Here is a 21859-nt window from a genome sequence, read left to right as displayed (position 1 = left end):
GGCCATCCCAGTCCAGGCGGCGTGTAGCGTCGGCCGTTCCAACTTCACCTCTGACTGCGTCTCGATGGCATCTAGCCATCGTCTGCACACTTCCTTGCCCGTGGCGCGCGCGGCCCGATAAACAGCGCACTCAAACGGCAGCGCGCTCGCCGCGCCGCTGAACGCCGGTCGGTGCCGGTGTGGCATCGACCAAGTCACGGAATCAATACAAGGAAAACAAACATGTGCATTCTTTACGAATACCGGTACGTGATTGCCTGCAGCAGTCTGCTGCATGAATTCAGGCGGGAATTCCGCAGGCTTGCCCGGGGCCGTGTCACGTCGACGTATGATTGGCGCACTCGGGCCAAGGATCCTGTGCCGGCTGAAACCCAATGCCGGCGGGTGGCGGAGGTATTGGCGGGTTTTGAGGCGCTGCGTGCCAGCGGGTATGCTTTACAAACACCGTGGAACTTCGGCAGCAAGCATTTGAGGGTCCTCATCAATCGCTGGTCCACGCAGCGGCTGACATCTGAAGAGGCGGCCGAGAGGCTCGAGCATTGGCGACAGTTTTTGCAATGGATCCGAAAGCGCCAGCTCATCGCTTTACTGAGTGCGCCTCTCACCGTGGGTGCGTCGAGTGTCGAGAGTAGACATGTCCAATGCTCGCATGCGGCAGCCTACTCGCGACCAGACATACCGATGCTCACAAGCGATAAGGCCATGGAGGCCCTCACGGAACACCGTGGCGACCTGCGCAAGGCGGCCCGCGCGCTGGGGACAACCACGCATTCTGTCTGTGAGGCCCTGAACGATGGTCAGCCACGAGAAAAGCGGCTTCCTCCCGGGCTCACGATCCTGACCTGATGCTTGACTTCCCGTAGCGCTCGACACGCTGGTTTCACCTACATAAACAAAGGAGAAGCCAGCATGCTGATTCACACTATCTTCGGGCTTGCGAGTGCATTGCTGTATGCGTATCTGAGCTTTAACGATAAACGGTCGGCTAAAGAGGAAGTTCGAGAAGCGCGGGCGGCCTCTGCCCGAGGGCGGGGGGGAGAAGGAGAGAGGGAGGTGTCAGCCGAGCTGCGCTGGCACCTCACGCGTTTGTGCGGCGAAAACTGGGAAGTATTGGATGGTCTCGTTCTGATTCATGCGCCGGGGAGCACCTTTCCGACTGCTGAAATCGATCATCTGGCGATTACGCCGTTCGGAGTCTTCGTGGTCGAAACAAAGCATTGGGCTGGTGTGGTCACACACGGTGAGACCGATGACACGTTGACGCTCACGACGGTTGACGGACAGCGGTGTGTGCGTACCTCGCCAATGAAGCAGAATGCGGCGAAGGTGCGGTTTTTGCGCAAACTGCTTCCGCCGCGGCTGTGGATCGTCGAAGGGCTCGGTGTCTTTTCGCATGACGCGGCAATGGTGGCACCCACGCTTCCAACGGCGCTGCTTGAGCGTAGTGAACTTTACCGGCACCTGCGGGTGCGACAGCAGCAGTTTGCGCGCACGGGGACAGGGCGCCTGCCCGTTCGCAAGATAGTTGACGCGATCTTGCAGCATGCAGACACGCGCCCGAGGCTCTCGTTGAACACCGACAACGAATCCAGGAGGGCCGCTCGCGCGGCCAAGGCTAGTCCTGACCTAACACTGCTGACACGAGGAGGGGTGAACTGTGCTCACCGTCTCCTCTTCCTGACCACCATCCACCGTGGTGACTTGAACCGCACGATACTCACGTAGAGCCAGACATACGTCGCGGCGAACACTACCACGAAGCAGAACAGATGCAGCGTATGCCGCCAGAACAGCGTGGCCGGCACGACCGCGATCAGACACAGCAGCCACAGGTACGGCGACGTCAGCGAGTTACGCCGCGTCAACTCGCGCGCGGTCCTCGCGCCCACTGCCCAGCGCATCAGCCGCTTATACACCAGCATGTGCAGATGCACGCCGTCGGGGATGCCGGGCGACATGCCGCGAATGAACTTCTTCCGGTAGATCGAGAAACAGGTCTCGAAGATCGGATACATGAACAACAGCACGGGGTACCAGGCCGACACGTCGCGATTGCGCATCACCAGCATGATCGACAGTTCGGCCAGCATGAAGCCGATGAAATAGGCGCCGCCGTCGCCGAGAAAGATCAGCCCCGCCGGGAAATTCCAGATGAAGAAGCCGAGCACCGCACCCATCATCATGAACGACGCGGACAGCACGATCGGATCGGACACCTGGAACGCCACGTAGGCGAGCGAGGCGAACATCATGAACGCGACCATCGAGGCGAGGCCATTGAAGCCGTCGATGATATTGATTGCATTGGCGAGGGCGGCAACCGCCAGCACCGTCACCGCGCAGGAGATCACCGCATACGAGAGCAGGAAGTCGAGCGGCGGCACGCTGATGCGCGTCACGGCGATATTCAGGAGGAAATAGGCGAGCGCGGCCGCCGCCATCGTGCAGACGAGCCTCGCGAGCGGCGACACGCGCTTGGTCAGATCTTCGACCAGCCCCGAGCCGAAGGCCGGCATGCCGCACGCAATCAGCCCGAGAATGCCACCTGACACGGCCGGGTAGGCGTGATGCAACTGCACGGCGGAGACGATCAGCCCGAGCAGAATCCCGGTCCCGCCGATGCGCGGCACTGGGCGCGCATGGAATTTCTGCACGCCGGCCAGATCGGTGTCGGTGGAGAATTTTTCATGCAGATGCGCATAGCGCACGATCAACAGCGTGATCAGCAGAGAAACGAGAAAGCCGAGCGCAAAACTAAGCATGAAAGTGGGCCTGAGCGAAGACGCCGAATTATACAAACGAAACGCCCGCTGCCTTGAAAAGCGGCGGCTCGGCACAATTGCGCGACGATCCCAGATAGTGAGGCGCAAACTGCCCGCAAACGCCCGCCAGTCATGGATTTCACCTATCTAGCGGGGGCTGCAGGAGGTCGTTAACCTGGATGCGGCGAAGTGTCATTCACGCGTAAAAAAACAGCGCATGCACCTGCCAACCTGTTTTTCGCCGCCGATCGCAAGACGTTCCGGAGACCCAATGCTTAATAACATCACAATTCGTGGCGGCCTGACGCTGGTGATCAGCGTATTTGTCGCTTTCCTGCTGACAGTGATCGGTGTCGGCTACGGCGCGCTCAAACTCGCCAACAGCAGCCTCGACGACACGCAGCGCAGCGCGGCCGCGCTGTCTCATCTGAAGGCCAGTTCCGAAAAGCTGTTGCGAGTCCAGCTTGCGCTGGGTTCTTATCAGACGCTCTTTAGTGTCGGCAAGCAGACTGATGAACTGTTGCCGGCCGCGCACAAGGTGCTGGTCGAATCGAACAAGGACTTCCGCACCTACATGTCCAGTCCGTTTGCCAACGACAACGAACGGAAGCTCGCGCAGAGCGTGGAGCAGGCGCGCAGCGCGCTGGTCGATAAGGCGATCGAGCCCGAGTTCAAGGCGCTGGCCGACTTCGACTTCAATACCTTCCGCAACATTCAGGGCGAGACGGCGAACGGCTTTTACGCCGCCTATTCGAAAGCGATCGACGCGCTCGAGCGTTCCCAGGTAGACAGCGAGCATCAGCAAGCTGAAACGGCGGCGCAGCGGTTCCAGATCGCGACGCTGCTGTTCGCCGCGATCGGCGCAATCGCGATCGTGATCGGCGTGGCGGCGCGCATCGGTTTGTCAGCGGCGCTGATCAAGCCGGTCAACGCGACTGTCAAGCACTTCGAACGTATCGCGGCCGGCGATCTGACGGTTGCCATCAAGGTCAAATCGCGCAACGAGATGGGTCAATTGCTGTCAGCGCTGACGAAGATGCGCGACGGCCTCGTCGAGACAGTGTCGAAAGTGCGTGGCAGCACGACGGCGATCACGCAGGGGGCGAACGAGATTGCATCGGGGAACGCCGATCTGTCCTCGCGCACGGAGCAGCAGGCGGCGGCCCTTCAGCAGACCGCTGCGAGTATGGAGCAGTTATCGGCCACGGTGAAACAGAACGCCGACAATGCAAAGCAGGCCAACCGGTTGGCGCATGGCGCGCTCGACACCGTGACACGCGGGGGTAACGTGGTGTCACGAGTCACCGAAACGATGGATGGAATCAGCGAGTCGTCGCGCAAGGTGACGGAAATCATCGGCATGATCGAAGGCATTGCGTTTCAGACCAACATTCTGGCGTTGAACGCGGCGGTCGAAGCGGCGCGGGCCGGCGAACAGGGGCGCGGATTCGCCGTGGTGGCCTCGGAGGTGCGCAGCCTTGCACAGCGCTCGGGAGCGGCAGCGAAGGAAATCAAGGAATTGATCGGGGAATCGGCCGCCAAGGTTCAGGAGGGCGCATCCCTTGTATCGGACGCGCAAAAGACGATTCACGAAGCCATGAGCGCCGTCGAACGCGTGACCGGCGTGATGAACGAGATCGAGGCGTCCGCGCTCGAACAGAGTGACGGTATCGAGCAGGTCAATATAGCGGTCTCGCAGATCGATGAAGTCACGCAGCACAATGCTGCACTCGTCGAAGAAGCTGCTGCTGCGGCGAAATCGCTGGAAGAGCAGGCGACGATATTGCGCGACGCAGTGGCGGTGTTCCAGATCGCTTGATGCAAAGAGGCCGCGCTCCTTGGGCGCGGCGTCATACCTGAAAGCGGATATTGTGGTGCGATTCCGACGGTAAAGCTCAATTATTAATAAGCCTTGCTAATCATCCAATCTGCCAATGCCACGCGAGCGGGTGATGCGCAAAAGCCCCGGCAGTGCATCATCCACTGGGTGGCAGCACTTTTTCCCGGCGCGCGTGCGCGATCCGGAAATTTGTTCCATTCATTCGGTAAAGGTGTCGAAATGCTGCCTATGCGCGAATGCACAGAGCAGTGCATTGCATTCGGGGATATTGTGTGTAGATTGCCAGTTGGGAAGTGTCCTCGACAATGGCAACGCGCACTGTGCGCATCAACCACCGACTACAGTTAAGGCTACGCTGAAGAAGCCACCGTTTTCGCCGACAGCTTGATGCTGAATTCCGGAATGTGAGATCAGCGATGCGACCGGTTCGATTTCCCGGCCCTGAAGGGCCTGGCAAGCGGGGCTCTCGACCCATTTCGGCTGCTTATGGACGCACCTGTGCCATCAGCCGCGCGCGGCTCATGTAGATGTTGGCCAGCGCGAGTGCAGTAAAGGCACGCGTGGCGTTCTTCGCGAGGCCGCGATAGCGCACCTTGCCGAAGCCCCACAGCCGCTTGACCACCGCAAAGACGTGTTCGACCCGGGCACGAATCTTCGACTTGTTGCGGTTTTTCGAGCGCCTGGTTTCATCGACTTCACCACTGCGATTGCGCACACGCTGGTTGGTGAAGTCCTTCGCTTTCGGCGCCTTGCTGGCGATGAGTTCCTTCTGGCTCGCATAGGCGCTGTCGCCGTACACACGCCGCTCGTCGCCGTGCAGTAGCGCCGGCAGCGGATGCTTGTCATGCACGTTTGCCGCCGTCACTACCGCGCTGTGTGCCAGTCCCGTCTGGCTATCCACACCGATGTGCAGCTTCATGCCGAAGTACCACTGCTGGCCCTTCCTCGTCTGATGCATTTCGGGGTCTCGTGCCTTGTCCGCATTCTTCGTGGAACTGGGCGCACCGATGATGGTGGCATCCACGATCGTGCCGGTGCCAACCTTCAGCCCATGCCCTTGCAGTACTTCGCCGACCTTGGAGAACAACTGCTCGCCGAGCTTGTTGCGCTCCAGCAGCCGGCGAAACTTCAACAGCGTCGTGCCATCGGGAACCCGCTCGCGCCCCAGGTCAATCCCGACGAATCGCCGCAATGCGGTGCTGTCCAGCAGCGCCTCCTCGCACGCCTCATCCGCCAGGTTGAACCAGTGCTGCACAAAGTGCATGCGCAGCATGCGCTCCAGACCCACTGGCGGGCGACCGCCTTGACCCTTCGGATAGTACGGCTCGACAACCTCGCACAATTGCGCCCACGGCACGATCTGCTCCATCGTCTCAAGGAACACATCGCGTTTGGTTGGCCGACGGTACTGTTCAAATCCGGCGCCTTGATCGGCCGCCATCGCAAGGGTCTGTTGTTTCATGCACATCTAACGATTGAACGCCCAATGCCGTTGACCTTTTTCAGCGTAGCCTTAAGCCAATAGTCATGCAGAGCTCCTCAGCGGAAATCCCTGCGGCCTACCAAGTGATTATTCGTGTGTCTTTTGTGGTGCAGGCCCTTCCTGGATGGCCTTCTCCTTTTACGCGTTCAAGGGTGGCAAGCTGGCCGGAAACGGATTACCGATTATCGACAAACGCTTCAGCCTAGGGGCAGGGAAGCTTCGCGACTATATGAACGTTACAGGCAACCCGGATGCCAAGACTTTCCTTCCGTGGCTCGAATGCGAACGCTTCGACGCGGTGTTTGGCGACATCCGCGAGTCTGGTGCGCCGCATAAGAAAATTGCAGCGGATCCCAACGGCGCGCCACTGCCCTCGGAAGGTGGCCAACTGCTCACGCTTGCCGCCGAGCACCTAATCGCTCACCTCGTCGAACATTTCGACGTCGACGCGCTGCGTGGACATGAAATCTACACGATCCGGCGCGGTAAAGACGGGCGGTTCGAGATCGCCCATTAGGACACGCGAAAACCAACGGTACGCCGACTCGTCACTAGCGACACCGTTGTGATGAATCTGGGCGGCTCGCAGCGCGTCGAATAAGTCGATCAGCTGGGGTCGTACGGTAAACATTCCACGGCCGGGAAACGGCGTCATTATTCGCACATCGGACGATCTGCTTCGGCTCACGAAGCAGCAACTGGTGGACACTTTCGCACCCGTTTTCGCCCCGCCCACAGCCCGGCGAACGAACCGGGTAACGATCATCGACGGCTCGCGTAGCGCGTTCCCAATGACAGAGCGCCTTACGATAGATCTTGGCGGGGTTGGCTTGGACGGAACCTCAATCTTCATCGCTCGCCCGTTAGGCTGTTTTCGAAACCGAGGACGAAGCGCGTGCGTGGGACTACACGGTTGACCCGGCAAGCGATATCTGCGAGGCTACGAGGCGCGTCAATCGCTTGAGTGGTCTGCGTTGCCGTGCGTTCGAGACCGCATGTTCCGTCATGTCTCACGGTTGCGAAGCCGGTACGAAGCCGCACATTGAATTGATCGACGCAGCCTCCAGAGAAGCCGCGCAAGCCCGCGCCGCGATTTGTCCGGCCGCACTCATGTGCGGTGATTCATGGTGCACGCTACCGGCCCAACATGTCCGCGCTGGTCGATCACCGATGCGCGACAATTCTGTTTCAGTATGGCCAGGGAGAAATCGAGGCCGACAAGTTCGGGCACCCGCACGACATCTGCGGTAATGCAATACTCGGATCATTCGCACTTGGCCCCGGTGGTGACTTTCGGCCTAACTGGGAGGTCAGGAGCGGAGCCGCATCCGACGGATGAAGCTACGACGTCTGGATCTTGCATCACGATAATCTTGGCCAGCGGATTCTGGCTGGCGTTCTCAACACGCTGGCTTGCAAGGCCGTGACGCAAGAAGCGGAAATGACCTCGACGGCGCACGACGACAGACATGCGAGCGGCCGGTCAGGCCGCGGGCGCGCCAACCATGCTGTTGACCGACCGCCATCATGCGTGGGTCAGAATGGAGGCGAAATCTGGGAGAATAGATATCCTTAATAAATTGGACGTGATGCCATCTGAAACTGTGTTCAGCACACAATTCTGATAACGTCGAAGTCTGCCCGATCTGCTACAAAGCGGTTCGCGTAGGGTGTAAGAAGGAATGCTCAGCGCAAATAATTCATCAATATTCCGCCTTTCGTGCTGAGTATTCCGCCAGTGTTATTGGCGTGACATTCTTTGCAGGTTATGCTGCACTGCGACATCGAAAGCAACGCAATGACCGGTGCGAAGCGTTGATCTTCTCCATTACCGATTCAGTTTGCTGACCTCGCAAGTGAGGAGACGTGGTTCGTCATTGCCTCCTCGATTCAAGTGGAGGCCCGCCGTCCGCGAGCCTGCGATACTTACGTGAGGAAGATGATGCCGACGCATCAGTCATACCGCCGTGGTAACTGTCTGTTAGAGGCGCTCCCAACGCATGAATGGGAGGCGCTTGCTCCTCATTTCGAACTTGTCGAGTTGACGCCGGGCCAAATGTTGTCGAAATCCGGTGAACTTGTACGAACCGTCTATTTTCCAGTCACAGCAATTATTTCACTCTTACAGACCATGGAAAACGGCAGTTCGGTTGAGATCGCCGCAATTGGCAGGGATGGTACGACAGGCGTGCCAATCCTGACGGGCGGAGACACCATGCCGGCCAGTGTCCAGGCCCAATGCCGGGGATTCGCCCATCGAATAAGCGCAAAGGCGCTGCGCGATGCGTTGCAAAACTGCGCCTCCCTGCGTTCCGTGATGCTGCTGTACATGCAGGCCCTCCTCACCCAGGTCGCGCAGACTGCGGCGTGCAATAGGCTGCATCGACTGGACGAGCAACTGTCCCGGTGGCTGCTGGTCGATATCGATCGTTCGGGCACAAGCGACTTGCACGTTACGCAGCAACTCATTGCCGACATGCTCGGCGTGCGTCGTGAAGGCGTGACTGAGGCGTCCGGCAAGCTTCGTGAATCCAATCTTATCGATCACAGTCGTGGCCGTGTTCGGATCCTTGATCGGACCGGACTCGAGGCGCGCTCATGCGAATGTTACGAGATCGTGAAACGCGAATTCGACCGGCTACTGCCGTGTACTAACGCGATGGAAGTCGTCCGCTGACGTTTGCCGCAATTACAATCTGAATGAGCTTCCCTCGGGTTTTCGCGTTCCACAGGTCCCGAGTTATGCAGCGGCATCCTTGGTCTGCTGAGCTCTGGTCCAGCCGCGCAGAAACTGAACCAGCGATACGAAGCCGAACGACGAATGACAACGACTGCTTATATAAAACACTTTTAGTATTCAAATTAGTCCGCCATCGCTTCCTCATGGGGCCCGAAGTATTTCGCATGGACGCGCTCGTTTTTCAGGCTGGTAAAGGAGCTTTCCACCGGCGCGTATCCCAACAATTTCCTTTGTGGCTCATTGAGCATCGCATAGCATATTCAGTTAGCTTTGATTGCAAGCCGTGACTCGCATATTGGGGGGATTCAACCGGTCGTTGCAACATCTCCAAAACGGAGGTGTTGGATGGGACGGCCACGGGGTGGACCTCGGGACAAGCCTAGCAGTCTATGGTGCCATAGCCTGCCAGGCCCAGGCGTCAATCAGTTGGAGACCACGCAGGCGTTTCGGAAATGCATTGCCGAGGGTGTGGAGAATGACACTGCGGCGTTGGCATGCGGCGTATCCCGATCGTTGCGGCCAAGATTTTTCGCGAAGCCGGTGGCATGCCGCTGATTGAGCTGGTGCCTCGCTCGGGCCGCTATCCATCATTCACGGAACGTGAGGAGATCGCGCTGCTGTGGGCGCAGGATCACGGGGTTCGACAGATTGCATGAAGGCTAGGTCGGTCGCCGTCAACCATCTCGGGCGAATGCGGTACGAACGCAGCTACACGCAGTGGTACGCTGACCTATCGGGCAATCCTTGCACAGTGGAAGGCAGAACGAGCTGATGAGCGACCGAAAACCGCCAAACTCGCGGGATACAAGCGGCTAAGAACATACGTGCAGAACCGACCAGCCGGAGCTGTCGCTGATTCGCAAGGCAGGCCGATTCGGGGGGGCAACGTACCATGGAAGGGGCGACGACATGTCTGTCGGACGAACCGGCGCTGCGGCACTTGCTGGAGTCCAGGACAAATCAGTCACCGATTGCGGGTTGACTTTCCTGTTGATGGGTCTATGCGGATCTCCCACGAAGCCATATATTAGGCGCTTTACATTCAGGGCCGGGGCGCTTTACGGCAGCTAGCTGTCGGCGGGTTTGCGCACCGGGCATTCCGTGTACCACGCTGATCCACAGCAGGGCGCTGAACTCTCGCGATTTCACGATCAGCGCCCGCGCCGTGGCGGTGGTGAGGTCTATGAGGTTCGGCAGGAACCCGCCGGAAGGCGAAAATTCAGGGGAAACTCACCTATCGGTGCACTAATATTCTCGATGACCATGCATGGACCCGTGCGGACATCCGAAGCGGGCATTGCGAGCGCACAATGGGAGGTGATGCAGCCCGGAGATGCCGGCGGGAGGCTGTGCCCCGCGGCCTAACTGGCAGCGTGGATTGACCTTGGCGTGCACCTCTTCCCGCCTTACCGAGCCAGCCTGATCGGTTGGCTGGGGCCCCATCATGCCGACCGACGGAGCGTTGTCCACTCGTGCCGACGTGCCGAACCGCCAGACGGACAGCGGTGGTGGGCAATCAAACCAGGCCTTAAGATGGAGGGTGGATCATCTATGTCCGTGCGGCGGTTGCACAGAATGGGCACGGCGATCCGCTGCTGCTTTGGCGGCGTGTCGCCCGTGCCGGGCTGACAGTGACGGAAATCTCCGGCGGCCACGCCGACCTGATCGTCGAACCCAACTTGCAGCTCGTGGCGGCAGAACTCGACCGCGGTCTCGCGAGCTTATGACTTCGATTAACGCGCTATCCACCGGAATCCGCGCGCGCCTCAGTGACTCGCGCCCAGATACGCCGCCTTCACCGAAGGATCGTTGCGCAACTCCGCGGCGGGCCCATGCGCCGCGATCCTGCCGTTCTCCAGCACATAGCCATAATCGGCCACATTGAGCGCGGCAGCGGCGAACTGTTCGACCAGCAACATGGTGACGCCCTCGCTTTTCAGATTCCCAATGATCCGGAACACCTCTTCGACCAGAATAGGCGCGAGTCCCATTGACGGTTCGTCGAGCAATACCAGATCCGGGTTCATCATGATCGCGCGCGCCATGGCGAGCATCTGCTGCTCGCCGCCGGAGAGTGTGCCGGCCAGTTGATGCCGCCGTTCCTTGAGCCGCGGAAACATCTCGATTGCACGCTCCAGATCGGCCTTCACGTCACCGCGAGGCCGCGCGGAAGTCAGGCGGGGGAACGCGCCCAGCATGAGGTTGTCGGTCACGCTCATGGTCGCGAACACGCGTCGGCCTTCCGGCGAATGCGCGAGTCCCAGCCGCGCAATGCGGTGCGATTCCAGAGCGTCGATACGCTTCGCGTCGGCGCCGACGCCCATCGTGATCTCGCCCGCACTCGGCCGGATCATGCCGGAGATCGCCCGCATGGTCGTCGTTTTGCCCGCGCCGTTCGAGCCGATCAGCGTGACGACCGAAGCCTTCGGCACGTCGATCGAAATGCCGTGCAGCACTTTGACCTTGCCGTAGCCCGCATGCAGATTTCTGATCGATAACATGTCTGTTCCTGTAGTGGCGCCCGGCGGGCTCACGCCGCCTGACCGGCAGGCTGGCCGCCGAGGTAGGCTTCGATGACTTTTTCGTTAGACTGAATATCGGCGGGCTTGCCTTCAGCAATCTTCTGCCCGAAGTCCAGCACCGAAACCCGGTCGCATACGCTCATCACCACGTCCATATGATGCTCGATCAGCACGACGGTAATGCCGTGATCGCGCACCTTGCGAATGATCGCGACCAGCTCCTTGATGTCCGGCGCGGTGAGTCCGGCGGCCGGTTCGTCGAGCAGCAGCAATTGCGGATCGAGCGCGAGCGCCCGCGCGATTTCGAGCAAGCGCTGTTTGCCGTACGGCAGGTTGCGCGCTTCTTCGGCCGCGACATTGTCCAGGCCGACAAAACGCAGCATGCCGAATGCGCGCTCGCGGGCGGCGCGTTCCTCGCGCCGGTAGCGCGATGACATCAGTCCGACGTCCGCGAGATTCGCGTTGAATGTGTGATGCAGGCCGACCAGCACATTCTCGAGCGCGGTCATTTCGCCGAACAGTTGCACATTCTGGAACGTGCGCGCAATACCGGACAGCGCGATCTGCGACGAGGTTTTCCCCGCGAGCGATGCGCCGCGATAAGAGAGCGTGCCCGCGGTCGGCACATAGATGCCGGTCAGCACGTTCATCATCGTGCTCTTGCCCGAGCCGTTCGGTCCGATCAGCCCGTGAATCGTGCCGCGTTGCACGGTCAGATCGACGTTGTTGAGCGCCTTCAGTCCGCTGAACTGCATGAGGATGCCGCGCAGTTCCAGAATGTCTTCCGTGCCCCCGGCTTGCACCGCCTGAATCGCATCGCCGCCAATCGTCGCCGGTTTCGTGGTGTCGACGGTGACGGTGCGGACCCGGCCATGCGTCACGATCTTGCGCACGAAGCCGACCACGCCATCCTGCAGGTAATACACGACGAGCAGGATCATCAAGCCGAATATGGTGAGCCGCCAGTCGGCGAGTGTGTCGATCCGGTAGGAAAACGCGGCAAGACCCACCGTGCCCAGAACGGGAATCGCAACTTTGCGCGGCGTGGACACCTTACGCGCCAGCGCGACGCCCGCACCGATCACGACGACCGCCGCCAGCACCGAGGCGACAGTGCGGAACATGTCGATGTCGTCGAGCAGTTTCGGCAACAGGACGATGATCGCCGAGCCGAGCAGCGCGCCGGTGCGGGTTTTACGGCCGCCCATGATGATGGCGAGCAGGAACAGAATGGTCAGCTCGAAGTTATAGGTGTTCGGCGAGATGTACTGCTCGGAATACGAATAGAGGCAGCCGGCCAGCCCGGCAAACCCCGCGCTGATCACGAATGCATAGACCTTGTAGCGGTACACCGACACGCCCATGCAGTCCGACGCGATCGGACTGTCGCGCAACGCCTCGAACGCGCGGCCCAGATGCGATTTGAGCACGCGATGCACGACGATCAGCGAGGCAACCAGTAGCGCCGCGACGAGCCAGTAATATTCGACCTCGTTCATCGGCCGGCTGCCCAGTGAAGGCTTTGGAATCTTCACGCCCATCGGCCCGTTGGTCAGAAAATCCATCTCGTTGATGAGAATCTGGATGATCGTGCCGAACGCAAGCGTCACCATCGCGAGATAGGGGCCGGACACGCGCAGCGCCGGCAGCGCGAGAATCGCGCCGAAGCCCGCAGTGACCAGGATCGCCAGCGGCGCGGTGACGAAGAACGGCATGCCGAGTTTGAAGAACAGCACGCCGGCCGTGTACGCGCCTACGCCGAACAGACCGGCGTGGCCGAGCGACACCTGCCCTGTATAACCGACCACGATATCGAGACCGAAGAGCAGGATCGCGTAGATCATGATCGTCTCGAGCAGATGGATGTAATACGGATTCCCCGACAGCACGGGAAACACCGCGAGCGCGATCAGCGCCAGTGCGGACGCAATGAGTTTCTTGGGATTCACGGCGGTCCTCACACTTTCTTGATCGAGGTCTTGCCGAACAGGCCGGCAGGTTTCAACGCGAGCACGATCAGCAGCAACACGAGCCCGGGTACGTCCTTGTAGCCGGTGGAGAGGTAGAAGCCGGTCGTCGTCTCCGCAATGCCGAGAATGACGCCGCCCACCACGATACCCAGTCCGCTCGACAGTCCGCCGATAATCGCCACCGCGAATGCCTTGAGCCCGAGCACGGCGCCCATCGTCGCGCCGGTCAGCGTGAGCGGCGCGATCAGCACGCCCGCAAAGGCCGCGGTCAGCGAAGACAATGCGTACGAGAACGTGATTACGAGGCCGGTATTGATGCCCATCAACGCCGCGGCGTCGCGGTCGTTCGCGGTAGCGACCACCGCCTTGCCGAAGATCGTCTTGCGGTTGAAGAACTCGACCGCCAGCATCATGACGAGGGCGCCGCCGACTACCAGCAATTCCATCGGCAGTACATTGGCGCCGAATATTTTCAGCGGTGCTTCCGGCAGCGGGGAAGGGAAGCGCAGATCGTCGCGGCCCCAGACGTTCTCGGCGACGTTCTTGAAGATAATGCCGAGTGCGATCGTCGACATGATCCAGCCGAATTCGGATTTGATCTTGATCGCGGGCCGCACCCCGATCCGTTCGACAAACGCGCCTTGCAGCAGACCGAACACGCAAACGAGCGGGATCATCAGCCAATAGTTGACGCCGAGTGTGACGAGCGTGAGGCCGACCAGTGCGCCGAGCATCAGCGCGTCGCCCTGGCCGAAGTTCAGCGTGCCGGAGGTCGCGAACGTGAGTTGATAGCCGAATGCGATCACGGCGTAGATCATGCCGAGCGCAATGCCGCTATAGATGAGCTGCAGAAGAATGGCCATCGTCGAGCGCCCTGGAATTCACCGGATATGAAGCAAAGCCGCGCCCGCCTTCAGACGGGTGCGGCTCCGTAGCAAGCTGCTGCGCTTATTTCAAACTCAGTTCGCGGAACTCGCCTGCTTGCTGCGCAACTGCCCGCCGCCTTTGCGGTCGGCATCGTACGCGTAGACCACGCGGCCGCCCTTGACCTCGCCGACCACTGGCACGTTCGAGCTGATCGCTTCGTGGTCGTCGTGCGTGAACGGCTTGTCGTAGACCATCACGACGCCTTCCACCTTGGTGTTGAGGCTTTCGAGCGCGGCGCGCACCTTCGGGCCGTCGGTCGAGCCGGCCTGGGTGATCGCGGCGGCCAGCAGATAAACCGAGTCGTAGCCTTGCGCGGCGGAAACCGGCGAGTCGATGCGGTTGTTCTTCGGCTTGAATTCCTTGAGGTATGCGTCGATGAAGGCTTTACGCTTGGGCGTGTTCGCTTCCTGAATGAACGTTTGCGGCATGCGCGCGCCTTCGCCGTTGGTGCTGGCGTTGTCGATGTAGTTCGCCATCGAAAGCGTCCAGCTGCCGATCAGCGGTACTTTCCAGCCGAGCTTGGCCATGCCGTTGGCGATCTGCGCGAGTTCTGGTCCGATCCCGTATGTCAGCACCGCTTCCGCTCCGGCCTCTTTGGCCTTGAGCAGTTGCGCGGTCATGTCGACGTCCTTGATATTGAATTTCTCGACGGCGACAGGCTTCACGCCTTTGGCGGCGAGCGCCTTTTCGAGGTCTTCGCGGCCGAGCTGACCGTAGTTGGTCGAGTCGGCGAGAATCGCGACCTTCTTGAAACCGCGTTTGGTCACGGCTTCTTCGACAATCATCGGCGCCTGGATGCGGTCCGCGGCGGCATTGCGGAACACGTAGTTGTCCGGCTGGTCGGTGAACTGCTTCGTCACGATGCTACCCGTCGCGACGTTGTTGAAGACGGGAATCTTCGCTTCCTGGAAGAAGCGCTGCGAGGCGAGCGCGACGCCGGTGTTGATGTAACCGACCACCGCCACGACTTTTTCCTTGTTGATCAGCTCTTGCGCGATCTGCACGCCGCGTTCGTTTTTCGCCTCGTCGTCGCGTTCCACCAGCACGATCTGGCGGCCGAGCACGCCGCCGGCCTTGTTGATTTCGGCGGTGGCAAGGCGCACGCCGTCGCGCATGCTGACGCCCATCGAAGACGAGCCACCGGTGAAAGGTCCATCGACGCCGATCTTGATCGGATCCGCCGCGTAGCTGACATTGGTGAGGGCACAAAGCGCGAGCGCGCCCACTACGCTCTTCAAGCGAATTCCCATAACTGTCTCCGTAGCATGTCTTTTCTTGCACGAAGCCTCGATGCGGGCCCGTGCGCCCCGATTCGAACGTTCTTAGGAAGCCTGACCGTCTGACGGTGAGCCAGTATAGGAAGCTGTAAAGGGTTAGTAATATTCGGAATTACCCGCTTGGTGCAATCCCTCAATCGACGGCGGCGGCGCTCCTGCCTGGCGACGCCTTCGCGCCGCCGTCGACTTTGCTTCGACTCAGGCGAATCCGTGCGGATTCGTGGATTGCCAGCGCCAGTGATCCGCGCACATCCGCTCGATGCCGAACTGCGCGCGCCAGCCAATGATCTTCTCGGCGGCGGCCGGGTCGGCGAAACAGGAGGCGACGTCGCCCGGGCGGCGCGCCACGATCTCGTAGGGCACCGGCCGTCCGGCGGCTTTCTCGAACGCCTTGACCACGTCGATCACGCTATAGCCCTGGCCCGTGCCGAGGTTCACGACGAAGCTCGCGTCGCGCGTGACGAGCGCGTCGAGCGCGGCCAGATGCCCGCGCGCCAGATCGACCACGTGGATGTAGTCGCGCACACCGGTGCCGTCGGGCGTGTCGTAATCGCCGCCGAACACGCGCAGCTTCTCGAGCTTGCCGACCGCCACCTGCGCGACATAAGGCATGAGGTTATTCGGAATACCGGCGGGATCTTCGCCGATCAGGCCGCTCTCGTGCGCGCCGACCGGGTTGAAATAGCGCAGCGTGGCAATGCGCCACGACGGATCGGCCACTTCCAGATCGCGCAACACCTGCTCGGCGATCAGCTTCGACTGGCCATACGGATTGGTGGCCGACAGCGGGAACGACTCGTCGATCGGCGAGCTTTTCGGCACGCCGTACACGGTGGCCGAGGAACTGAACACGAACTGCTTGACGTTGCGGTCGCGCATCACGCCGAGCAGGGCCAGCAGGCTGCCGACGTTGTTGCTGTAGTACTCGATCGGCTTGGCCACCGACTCGCCCACTGCCTTCAGCGCGGCAAAATGAATCGCGCCCGTGATCGGGTGGGCGTCGAAAATACGGTTGAGCGCCGCTTGGTCGCGCGCGTCGGCTTCGTAGAAGGTCACCGCCTTGCCGGTAATCTTTTCCACGCGCCGCAGCGATTCGCGGTTGCTGTTCACGAGATTGTCGATTACCACGACGTCGTAACCGCCGTTCAGCAGTTCGACACAGGTGTGCGAGCCGATAAAGCCCGCGCCGCCCGTTACCAGAATCGTGCCCTTCGTGGTCATGCTGTTGCTCCGTTAAAGTAAAACGCCCGTCATTTTTTGCACCAGGTCCTTATACGTTTCGACGACCACGCGCTCGTCGAATTCTTCCGCGACTTTCTTTCGGCCGCGTTCTGCCATGGCCCGGCGCTCGGCGCCGCTCATGTCGAGCATGCGCGCCAGCGTGGCCGCGAGGCTTTCTGCATTGCGCACCTCGCACAGCAAGCCGTTGACGCCGTCCGCCACCACCTCGCGGCAGCCCGGCACGTCGGTCGTGACGATGGGGCGGCCCATGGCCGACGCTTCCATCAGCGTGCGCGGCACGCCTTCGCGATACGACGGCAACACTACGCAATCCGCATCGGCGATGAAAGGCCGCACGTCATGCGCTTCGCCAAGATACTCGATGACGCCTTCCTGTTCCCACGCCGCCACTTCTGCGCGCGTAATCGCACTGGGATTGTCGACACCCACCGGGCCGAGCAGTTGGAACCGCGCGTGCGGATAACGTTCACGCAGGCGCCGTGCGGCTTCCACGTATTCGGCCACGCCTTTGTCCCACAACAGCCGCCCGATCAGCACGAAGCGGTAATCCGCCCGCTCGGGCAAGGGTGTGAAGACGAATTGGTCCAGATCGACGCCTTCGCCATGCAACAGTCTTGCGCGCTCAGGATGCACTAACAAATTCTGTTCGACAAATGCGGCCTGATCGTCGCGATTCAAAAACCATATTTCGCGCGGGAAACGGAACGCGAAACGGTACATTTTCTTGGCTACCTGAGCGGCGCGGCTTTGCTGGATGAACACGTAGCCCAATCCGGTTGTGACCGCAACCGATTGCACGCCCGCCAGCTTCGCGGCGATCGAGCCATAAATATTCGGCTTGATCGTGTAGTGGAACACCACGTGCGGGCGGATCGTGCGGTATTGCCGATAGAGCGCGTACAGCGTGCGCAGGTCGTCGCGTGGATTGGTGCCCTTGGAGGCGACCGGCAATTCGATGCAGCGGCAGCCCATGGCGGCGAGCAGTTCGAATGTGCGGTCGCGCGGCGCCAGCACCGTCACGTCGACGCCACGTCCGACCAGCATACGGATCAGCCCTTGCCGATACGTATAGATTGCCCAGGCGGTGTTACAGACGAGTGTAATGCGCAACGCGGGCGTCGACTTCAAGGCAGGCTTCATGCGGGAACGAACTCGGCGGTCAATTGGGGGAATGATTCAGTGGCTCGCGCGCGGCGTGAGCAGGCTGCGCTTGATCCGTTGCAGCGCGCGGTAAGGCGTCACCAGATGCAGCAGATTTTTGGCGAGGCCCAGCCAGTCGTATGGATTGGCCGCGTTGAAGTAGCGCAGTTGCAGCCGCAGCGTCGAATTCACCTGGCGGCGCCGTTTGGTCGCGCTAATGCCACCTTCGTTCAGCTCGTAATAGAGCCCGAGCTCCGGCAGGTTCGCGCAGTCGTACTGCTCCATGAGTCGCACGAACAGATCGAGGTCCTCGGCGGAGCGGTACTCGGCGCGGTAGTTGCCGACCGCGCGCACGGCGTCGATGCGCAGCATCATCGAAGGGTGCGCGAGGCATGAGCGGAAAAAGCGCAAGCGGCGGATCGCGTCCGGTTCGGCGGGCGGCGTCAGCATGAAGAGCGGTTTGCCTTCGCGAGTGACGACTTGCGTCCACATGCCGAGGCCGGCCACGCGCGGATGCAATTCCATGAACAGGCGTTGTTTGGCAAGCCGCTGCGGCACGCTGCGGTCGCCCGCGTCGATGCGCGCCGCATAGCGAAAGCCGCGCTGGGCCAATGCGTCGATGCCGGTTTGCAACGCGCGTTCAATGCCGCCGTTCTGCGCCATGCGCAGCACTTCGATCTTCATATTGGCGATGGCCGGCGCGACGATCGGCGGCGTGCTGCCGTCGTCGACGATCAGCACATGCACCGGCGCGCTTTCACTGAACGACGCGAGCGTGAGGTCGACATCGGCCTGGCCGTTGTAGGCGGGAATCAGCACCGCGACGTCGTCGAGGGTCATTTGCGCGGTGGCGGATGCGTTCGTCATGGGCGCAATTTGAAACGAATGTAATAAAGATTAACCGACGCGGCCGCCAGATAGCCGGCCGCCAGACCCACCAGCGCGCCGTAAGCGCCAAGCCGTGGAATCGCCAGCAGATTGACCACGAATGCTATAGCCAGCGCCAGCAGCCACTTCGAGAGCAATACGAACTTGGCCTGATACTTGAGCACGATCAGATTGCCGATCGCTTCGATGCCGGCCGGCACGGACAGCCACACGGCCCAGCGGAAAATCTCGATCGCGCCTTCGAACTGCGGCCCGAACACGCGGCGAATGATGATGCCGGCCAGCAGATCCAGCACGAGCGCGCCGCCCACCATCAGCGCGGCGGTCATGGCGGTGAGCCGCCACATGTTGCGGCGCAACTGGGCTGCGTCCTGCACCCGGTAGACGAAGGCCGGCGCGATGGTCTGCGCGAGCATCAGCGCGAGCGTGATCCAGTTCTCGTTCAACTGCTGGGCGGCGGAATAACGACCGAGGTCGGCAAAGGAGATCGCCCGTTCGAGCATGAGCCGGTCCAGTTTCAGGAACAGATACATACAGATCAGGCCGAGCCAGAACACGGTGCCCGCACTTGCGAAGTGCTTGAAGAGCGCACGGTCGACATGCCAGCCGAGCTTGCCGCCATGTCGCCGCATGTAATAGAACACGAGGATGGCGCCGATGGCCGCCGATTCGAGCGCCCACAGCCAGCCGAAGCGCGCGGGCGTGGCCGCGGCGCGCACCAGCAGATACACCAGAGCGGCTTTCAGCACCGCGGTGCTCATACTGGTGAGCAGCTGCGGCTTGCTGTAGGTCATGCTTTGCAGCCACGCATTGATCACGCCGACGAACGGCTCGCGAAACAGCATGGTCACAGCGAGGCCGGCGAGCATCGCGCCGACCAGCGGCTCGAACACATGCAGGGCAATGCCGAGCCAGGTGAGCAGCAACGCCGCGGCGGAGACCGATATGCGCAGCGCAAACGCACTGCCGAGCACGGTTCCGAGTTGCGCCGGCGGCCGGTTGACGATGGTGGGCACGAGTATCTCCGCGCCGCACACCCAGGTAATCGGTGAGAGCACCAGCAGCAGCGTATTGGCGTATTGCCATTTGCCGAAGACGTCCGGCCCGAAGTAGCGCGCCAGCAAGCCGCTGATCGCGATCGCCACGCCGATCTGCGTGAGCCGTTCCAGTCCGAGCCAGACGATATTCGTGAAGGCGCGCGTGACGTCCGGATTGGCGAAGCGTTTGAGCGTCAGCATCCGCTTGACGCTCGGCGATCCGCTCGCATCGTTCGCGCCGATCGCGCGGGTGGCAACGATGGCACGAATGACCCGAGCGGCGCAGTGCGCGCGTTTGCCCACCCAGCCGACTGTCGCGGCAACTTTACAATTGGAGGGCGTCTAAGCATTAGAATGGTGTTTTAAGGCTGGTCCGAAAAGCGCAATTATAAGTTGGAACCGGATCGCTTCCGGCAAGGGCGCATCGCTGTGTTTTACCGATTTGTTATCGGTGCGCCGGTCAAAATTTTCCATTGCACGCAAGTGAGCCAACATGATCTCCAAATCTATTTTCAAGGCATATGACATTCGCGGTGTAATCGGCAAGACGCTCGACGCCGACGCAGCGCGTTCGATCGGCCGCGCGTTCGGCAGCGAAGTGCGGGCGCAAGGCGGCGACGCCGTGGTGGTCGCGCGTGACGGCCGCCTGTCGGGTCCCGAACTGGTCCAGGCTTTGTCGGACGGCCTGCGTGCGGCCGGTGTCGACGTGGTCAACGTGGGCATGGTGCCCACGCCGGTTGGTTATTTCGCGGCCAGCGTGCCGTTGCAGCTCGACGGCGGCGAGCGCCGCGTCGATTCGTGCATCGTCGTGACGGGTAGTCATAATCCGCCGGACTACAACGGCTTCAAGATGGTCTTGCGCGGCGCGGCCATTTACGGCGAGCAGATTCTCGCGCTGCATCAGCGCATCGTCGACGAGAACTTCTCTGAAGGCAGCGGCACGTACACCGAGTACGACATCGCCGACGCCTATCTCGATCGCATCGCGAGCGACATCAAGCTCGCGCGTCCCATCAAGATCGTGGTCGACACCGGCAACGGCGTCGCCGGCGGCCTCGCGCCCAAGCTGTTCAAGAAGCTCGGCTGCGAACTGGTCGAACTGTTCACCGAGATCGACGGCAACTTCCCGAACCATCACCCGGACCCGGCTCACCCGGAAAACCTGCAGGACGTGATTCGCGCGCTGAAGGAAACGGACGCTGAAATCGGCTTCGCTTTCGACGGCGACGGCGACCGCCTCGGCGTGGTCACCAAAGACGGCCAGATCATCTATCCGGACCGTCAGCTCATGCTGTTCGCGGAAGAAGTGCTGTCGCGCAACAAGGGCGCGCAGATCATTTACGACGTGAAGTGCACGCGTAACCTCGCCAAGTGGGTGAAGGACAAGGGCGGCGAGCCGCTCATGTGGAAGACCGGCCACTCGCTCGTCAAGGCGAAGCTGCGCGAAACCGGCGCACCGCTCGCCGGCGAAATGAGCGGCCACGTGTTCTTCAAGGACCGCTGGTACGGTTTCGACGACGGCCTGTACACGGGCGCGCGCCTGCTCGAAATCCTCACGCGTGTGGAAGATCCGAGCAAGCTGCTGAACTCGCTGCCGAACTCGAACTCCACGCCGGAACTGCAACTCAAGCTCGAAGAAGGCGAAAACTTCGAACTGATCGCGCGCCTGCAGCAGAGCGCGAAATTCACCGGCGCGGACGACGTCGTGAAGATCGACGGCCTGCGTGTCGAGTATCCGGACGGATTCGGTCTCGCGCGTTCGTCGAACACCACGCCGGTCGTGGTGATGCGTTTCGAAGCCGATAACGACGCGGCGCTCAAGCGCATTCAGGAAGACTTCCGCCGCGTGATCCTCGCGGAGAAGCCTGACGCGAAGCTGCCGTTCTAAACGCTGAAGCGGCGGCGCGGTTCGAAGTGAGCCGGTGCTGTCGTCGAACGCGGCGCGGGTTTCTTTTACCGCGCCGCGTTTTTTCATGCGATTTACATGTAACGCGCTAGAATTGCCGTCCTCGTGAGAAAACGCCGAGTTTC

Annotated in this window: 16 protein-coding genes and 2 pseudogenes; 7 read left to right on the top strand and 11 right to left on the bottom strand. The window is 61.0% G+C overall.

What is annotated here, in order from left to right; genetic code table 11:
• The first annotated feature begins 222 nt into the window (after nt 1-222).
• Both BLW71_RS11900 and BLW71_RS42225 read left to right on the top strand, forming a co-directional pair.
• Nucleotides 223-846 carry a hypothetical protein gene (locus BLW71_RS11900; protein WP_091796504.1) on the top strand — a complete coding sequence of 208 codons (624 nt, stop codon included), beginning with the start codon at nt 223-225 and terminating at the stop codon, nt 844-846.
• A 63-nt stretch (nt 847-909) separates the two neighbouring features.
• Nucleotides 910-1725 carry a nuclease-related domain-containing protein gene (locus BLW71_RS42225; RefSeq protein ID WP_286161982.1) on the top strand — a complete coding sequence of 272 codons (816 nt, stop codon included), beginning with the start codon at nt 910-912 and terminating at the stop codon, nt 1723-1725.
• On the opposite strand, the gene BLW71_RS11890 is transcribed toward BLW71_RS42225, so the two are convergent.
• Nucleotides 1662-2762, bottom strand: a complete 1101-nt coding sequence (locus BLW71_RS11890; protein WP_091796503.1) for an MraY family glycosyltransferase — start codon at nt 2760-2762, stop codon at nt 1662-1664. The two genes, BLW71_RS42225 and BLW71_RS11890, sit on opposite strands and share 64 nt — an antisense overlap.
• A gap of 271 nt (nt 2763-3033) precedes the next feature.
• On the opposite strand from BLW71_RS11890, the gene BLW71_RS11885 reads away from it, so the two are divergent.
• Entirely contained in the window at nt 3034-4581 is a 1548-nt protein-coding gene (locus BLW71_RS11885) for a methyl-accepting chemotaxis protein (protein WP_091796502.1), read from the top strand.
• A gap of 505 nt (nt 4582-5086) precedes the next feature.
• Here BLW71_RS11885 and BLW71_RS11880 read toward each other — a convergent pair.
• A complete protein-coding gene (locus BLW71_RS11880; RefSeq protein ID WP_091796501.1) occupies nt 5087-6064 on the bottom strand; it encodes an IS5 family transposase in 978 nt (325 codons plus the stop codon).
• 145 nt (nt 6065-6209) lie between these two features.
• Between BLW71_RS11880 and BLW71_RS41610 the strand changes: the two genes are divergently transcribed.
• Both BLW71_RS41610 and BLW71_RS11870 read left to right on the top strand, forming a co-directional pair.
• Nucleotides 6210-6602, top strand: coding sequence for a hypothetical protein (locus BLW71_RS41610; protein ID WP_177205010.1), 393 nt, complete (start codon nt 6210-6212; stop codon nt 6600-6602).
• 1425 nt (nt 6603-8027) lie between these two features.
• Complete coding sequence (locus BLW71_RS11870) at nt 8028-8762, top strand: Crp/Fnr family transcriptional regulator (RefSeq protein WP_091800751.1); 735 nt, start codon at nt 8028-8030, stop codon at nt 8760-8762.
• 63 nt (nt 8763-8825) lie between these two features.
• On the opposite strand, the pseudogene BLW71_RS42220 reads toward BLW71_RS11870, so the two are convergent.
• Nucleotides 8826-9123 (bottom strand): annotated as a pseudogene (locus tag BLW71_RS42220) (IS3 family transposase); the annotation flags it as partial.
• Between the two features lie 47 nt (nt 9124-9170).
• Between BLW71_RS42220 and BLW71_RS42215 the strand changes: the two are divergent.
• A pseudogene (locus tag BLW71_RS42215) lies at nt 9171-9937 on the top strand (transposase); the annotation flags it as partial.
• A gap of 654 nt (nt 9938-10591) precedes the next feature.
• Here BLW71_RS42215 and BLW71_RS11860 read toward each other — a convergent pair.
• The 8 genes from BLW71_RS11860 to BLW71_RS11825 form a co-directional block, all read right to left on the bottom strand.
• Nucleotides 10592-11326, bottom strand: coding sequence for an ABC transporter ATP-binding protein (locus BLW71_RS11860; RefSeq protein ID WP_091796500.1), 735 nt, complete (start codon nt 11324-11326; stop codon nt 10592-10594).
• A 29-nt stretch (nt 11327-11355) separates the two neighbouring features.
• Nucleotides 11356-13296: a branched-chain amino acid ABC transporter ATP-binding protein/permease gene (locus tag BLW71_RS11855; protein ID WP_091800748.1), complete on the bottom strand. Its 1941-nt coding sequence runs from the start codon at nt 13294-13296 to the stop codon at nt 11356-11358.
• 8 nt (nt 13297-13304) lie between these two features.
• Nucleotides 13305-14180: a branched-chain amino acid ABC transporter permease gene (locus tag BLW71_RS11850; protein ID WP_091796499.1), complete on the bottom strand. Its 876-nt coding sequence runs from the start codon at nt 14178-14180 to the stop codon at nt 13305-13307.
• 96 nt (nt 14181-14276) lie between these two features.
• Nucleotides 14277-15494, bottom strand: a complete 1218-nt coding sequence (locus tag BLW71_RS11845) for an ABC transporter substrate-binding protein (protein ID WP_091796498.1) — start codon at nt 15492-15494, stop codon at nt 14277-14279.
• Between the two features lie 225 nt (nt 15495-15719).
• Nucleotides 15720-16742 (bottom strand): UDP-glucose 4-epimerase GalE, encoded by a 1023-nt coding sequence (gene galE, locus BLW71_RS11840; RefSeq protein ID WP_091796497.1) that lies wholly within the window; start codon nt 16740-16742, stop codon nt 15720-15722.
• A gap of 12 nt (nt 16743-16754) precedes the next feature.
• Complete coding sequence (locus BLW71_RS11835) at nt 16755-17903, bottom strand: glycosyltransferase family 4 protein (RefSeq protein ID WP_091796496.1); 1149 nt, start codon at nt 17901-17903, stop codon at nt 16755-16757.
• A 36-nt stretch (nt 17904-17939) separates the two neighbouring features.
• Nucleotides 17940-18770 carry a glycosyltransferase gene (locus tag BLW71_RS11830; RefSeq protein ID WP_091796495.1) on the bottom strand — a complete coding sequence of 277 codons (831 nt, stop codon included), beginning with the start codon at nt 18768-18770 and terminating at the stop codon, nt 17940-17942.
• Nucleotides 18767-20029, bottom strand: coding sequence for an oligosaccharide flippase family protein (locus tag BLW71_RS11825; RefSeq protein WP_091800745.1), 1263 nt, complete (start codon nt 20027-20029; stop codon nt 18767-18769). The genes BLW71_RS11830 and BLW71_RS11825 overlap by 4 nt, the downstream gene beginning before the upstream one ends.
• Before the next feature lie 292 nt (nt 20030-20321).
• Between BLW71_RS11825 and BLW71_RS11820 the strand changes: the two genes are divergently transcribed.
• Nucleotides 20322-21716 (top strand): phosphomannomutase/phosphoglucomutase, encoded by a 1395-nt coding sequence (locus BLW71_RS11820; protein ID WP_091796494.1) that lies wholly within the window; start codon nt 20322-20324, stop codon nt 21714-21716.
• The last annotated feature ends 143 nt before the right edge of the window (nt 21717-21859 follow it).

It is taken from the genome of Burkholderia sp. WP9 (assembly GCF_900104795.1).
Lineage (GTDB): Bacteria > Pseudomonadota > Gammaproteobacteria > Burkholderiales > Burkholderiaceae > Paraburkholderia.
The sequence above is the reverse complement of the archived record's forward strand: the minus strand, read 5'-3'. Positions and strand labels throughout refer to the sequence as shown.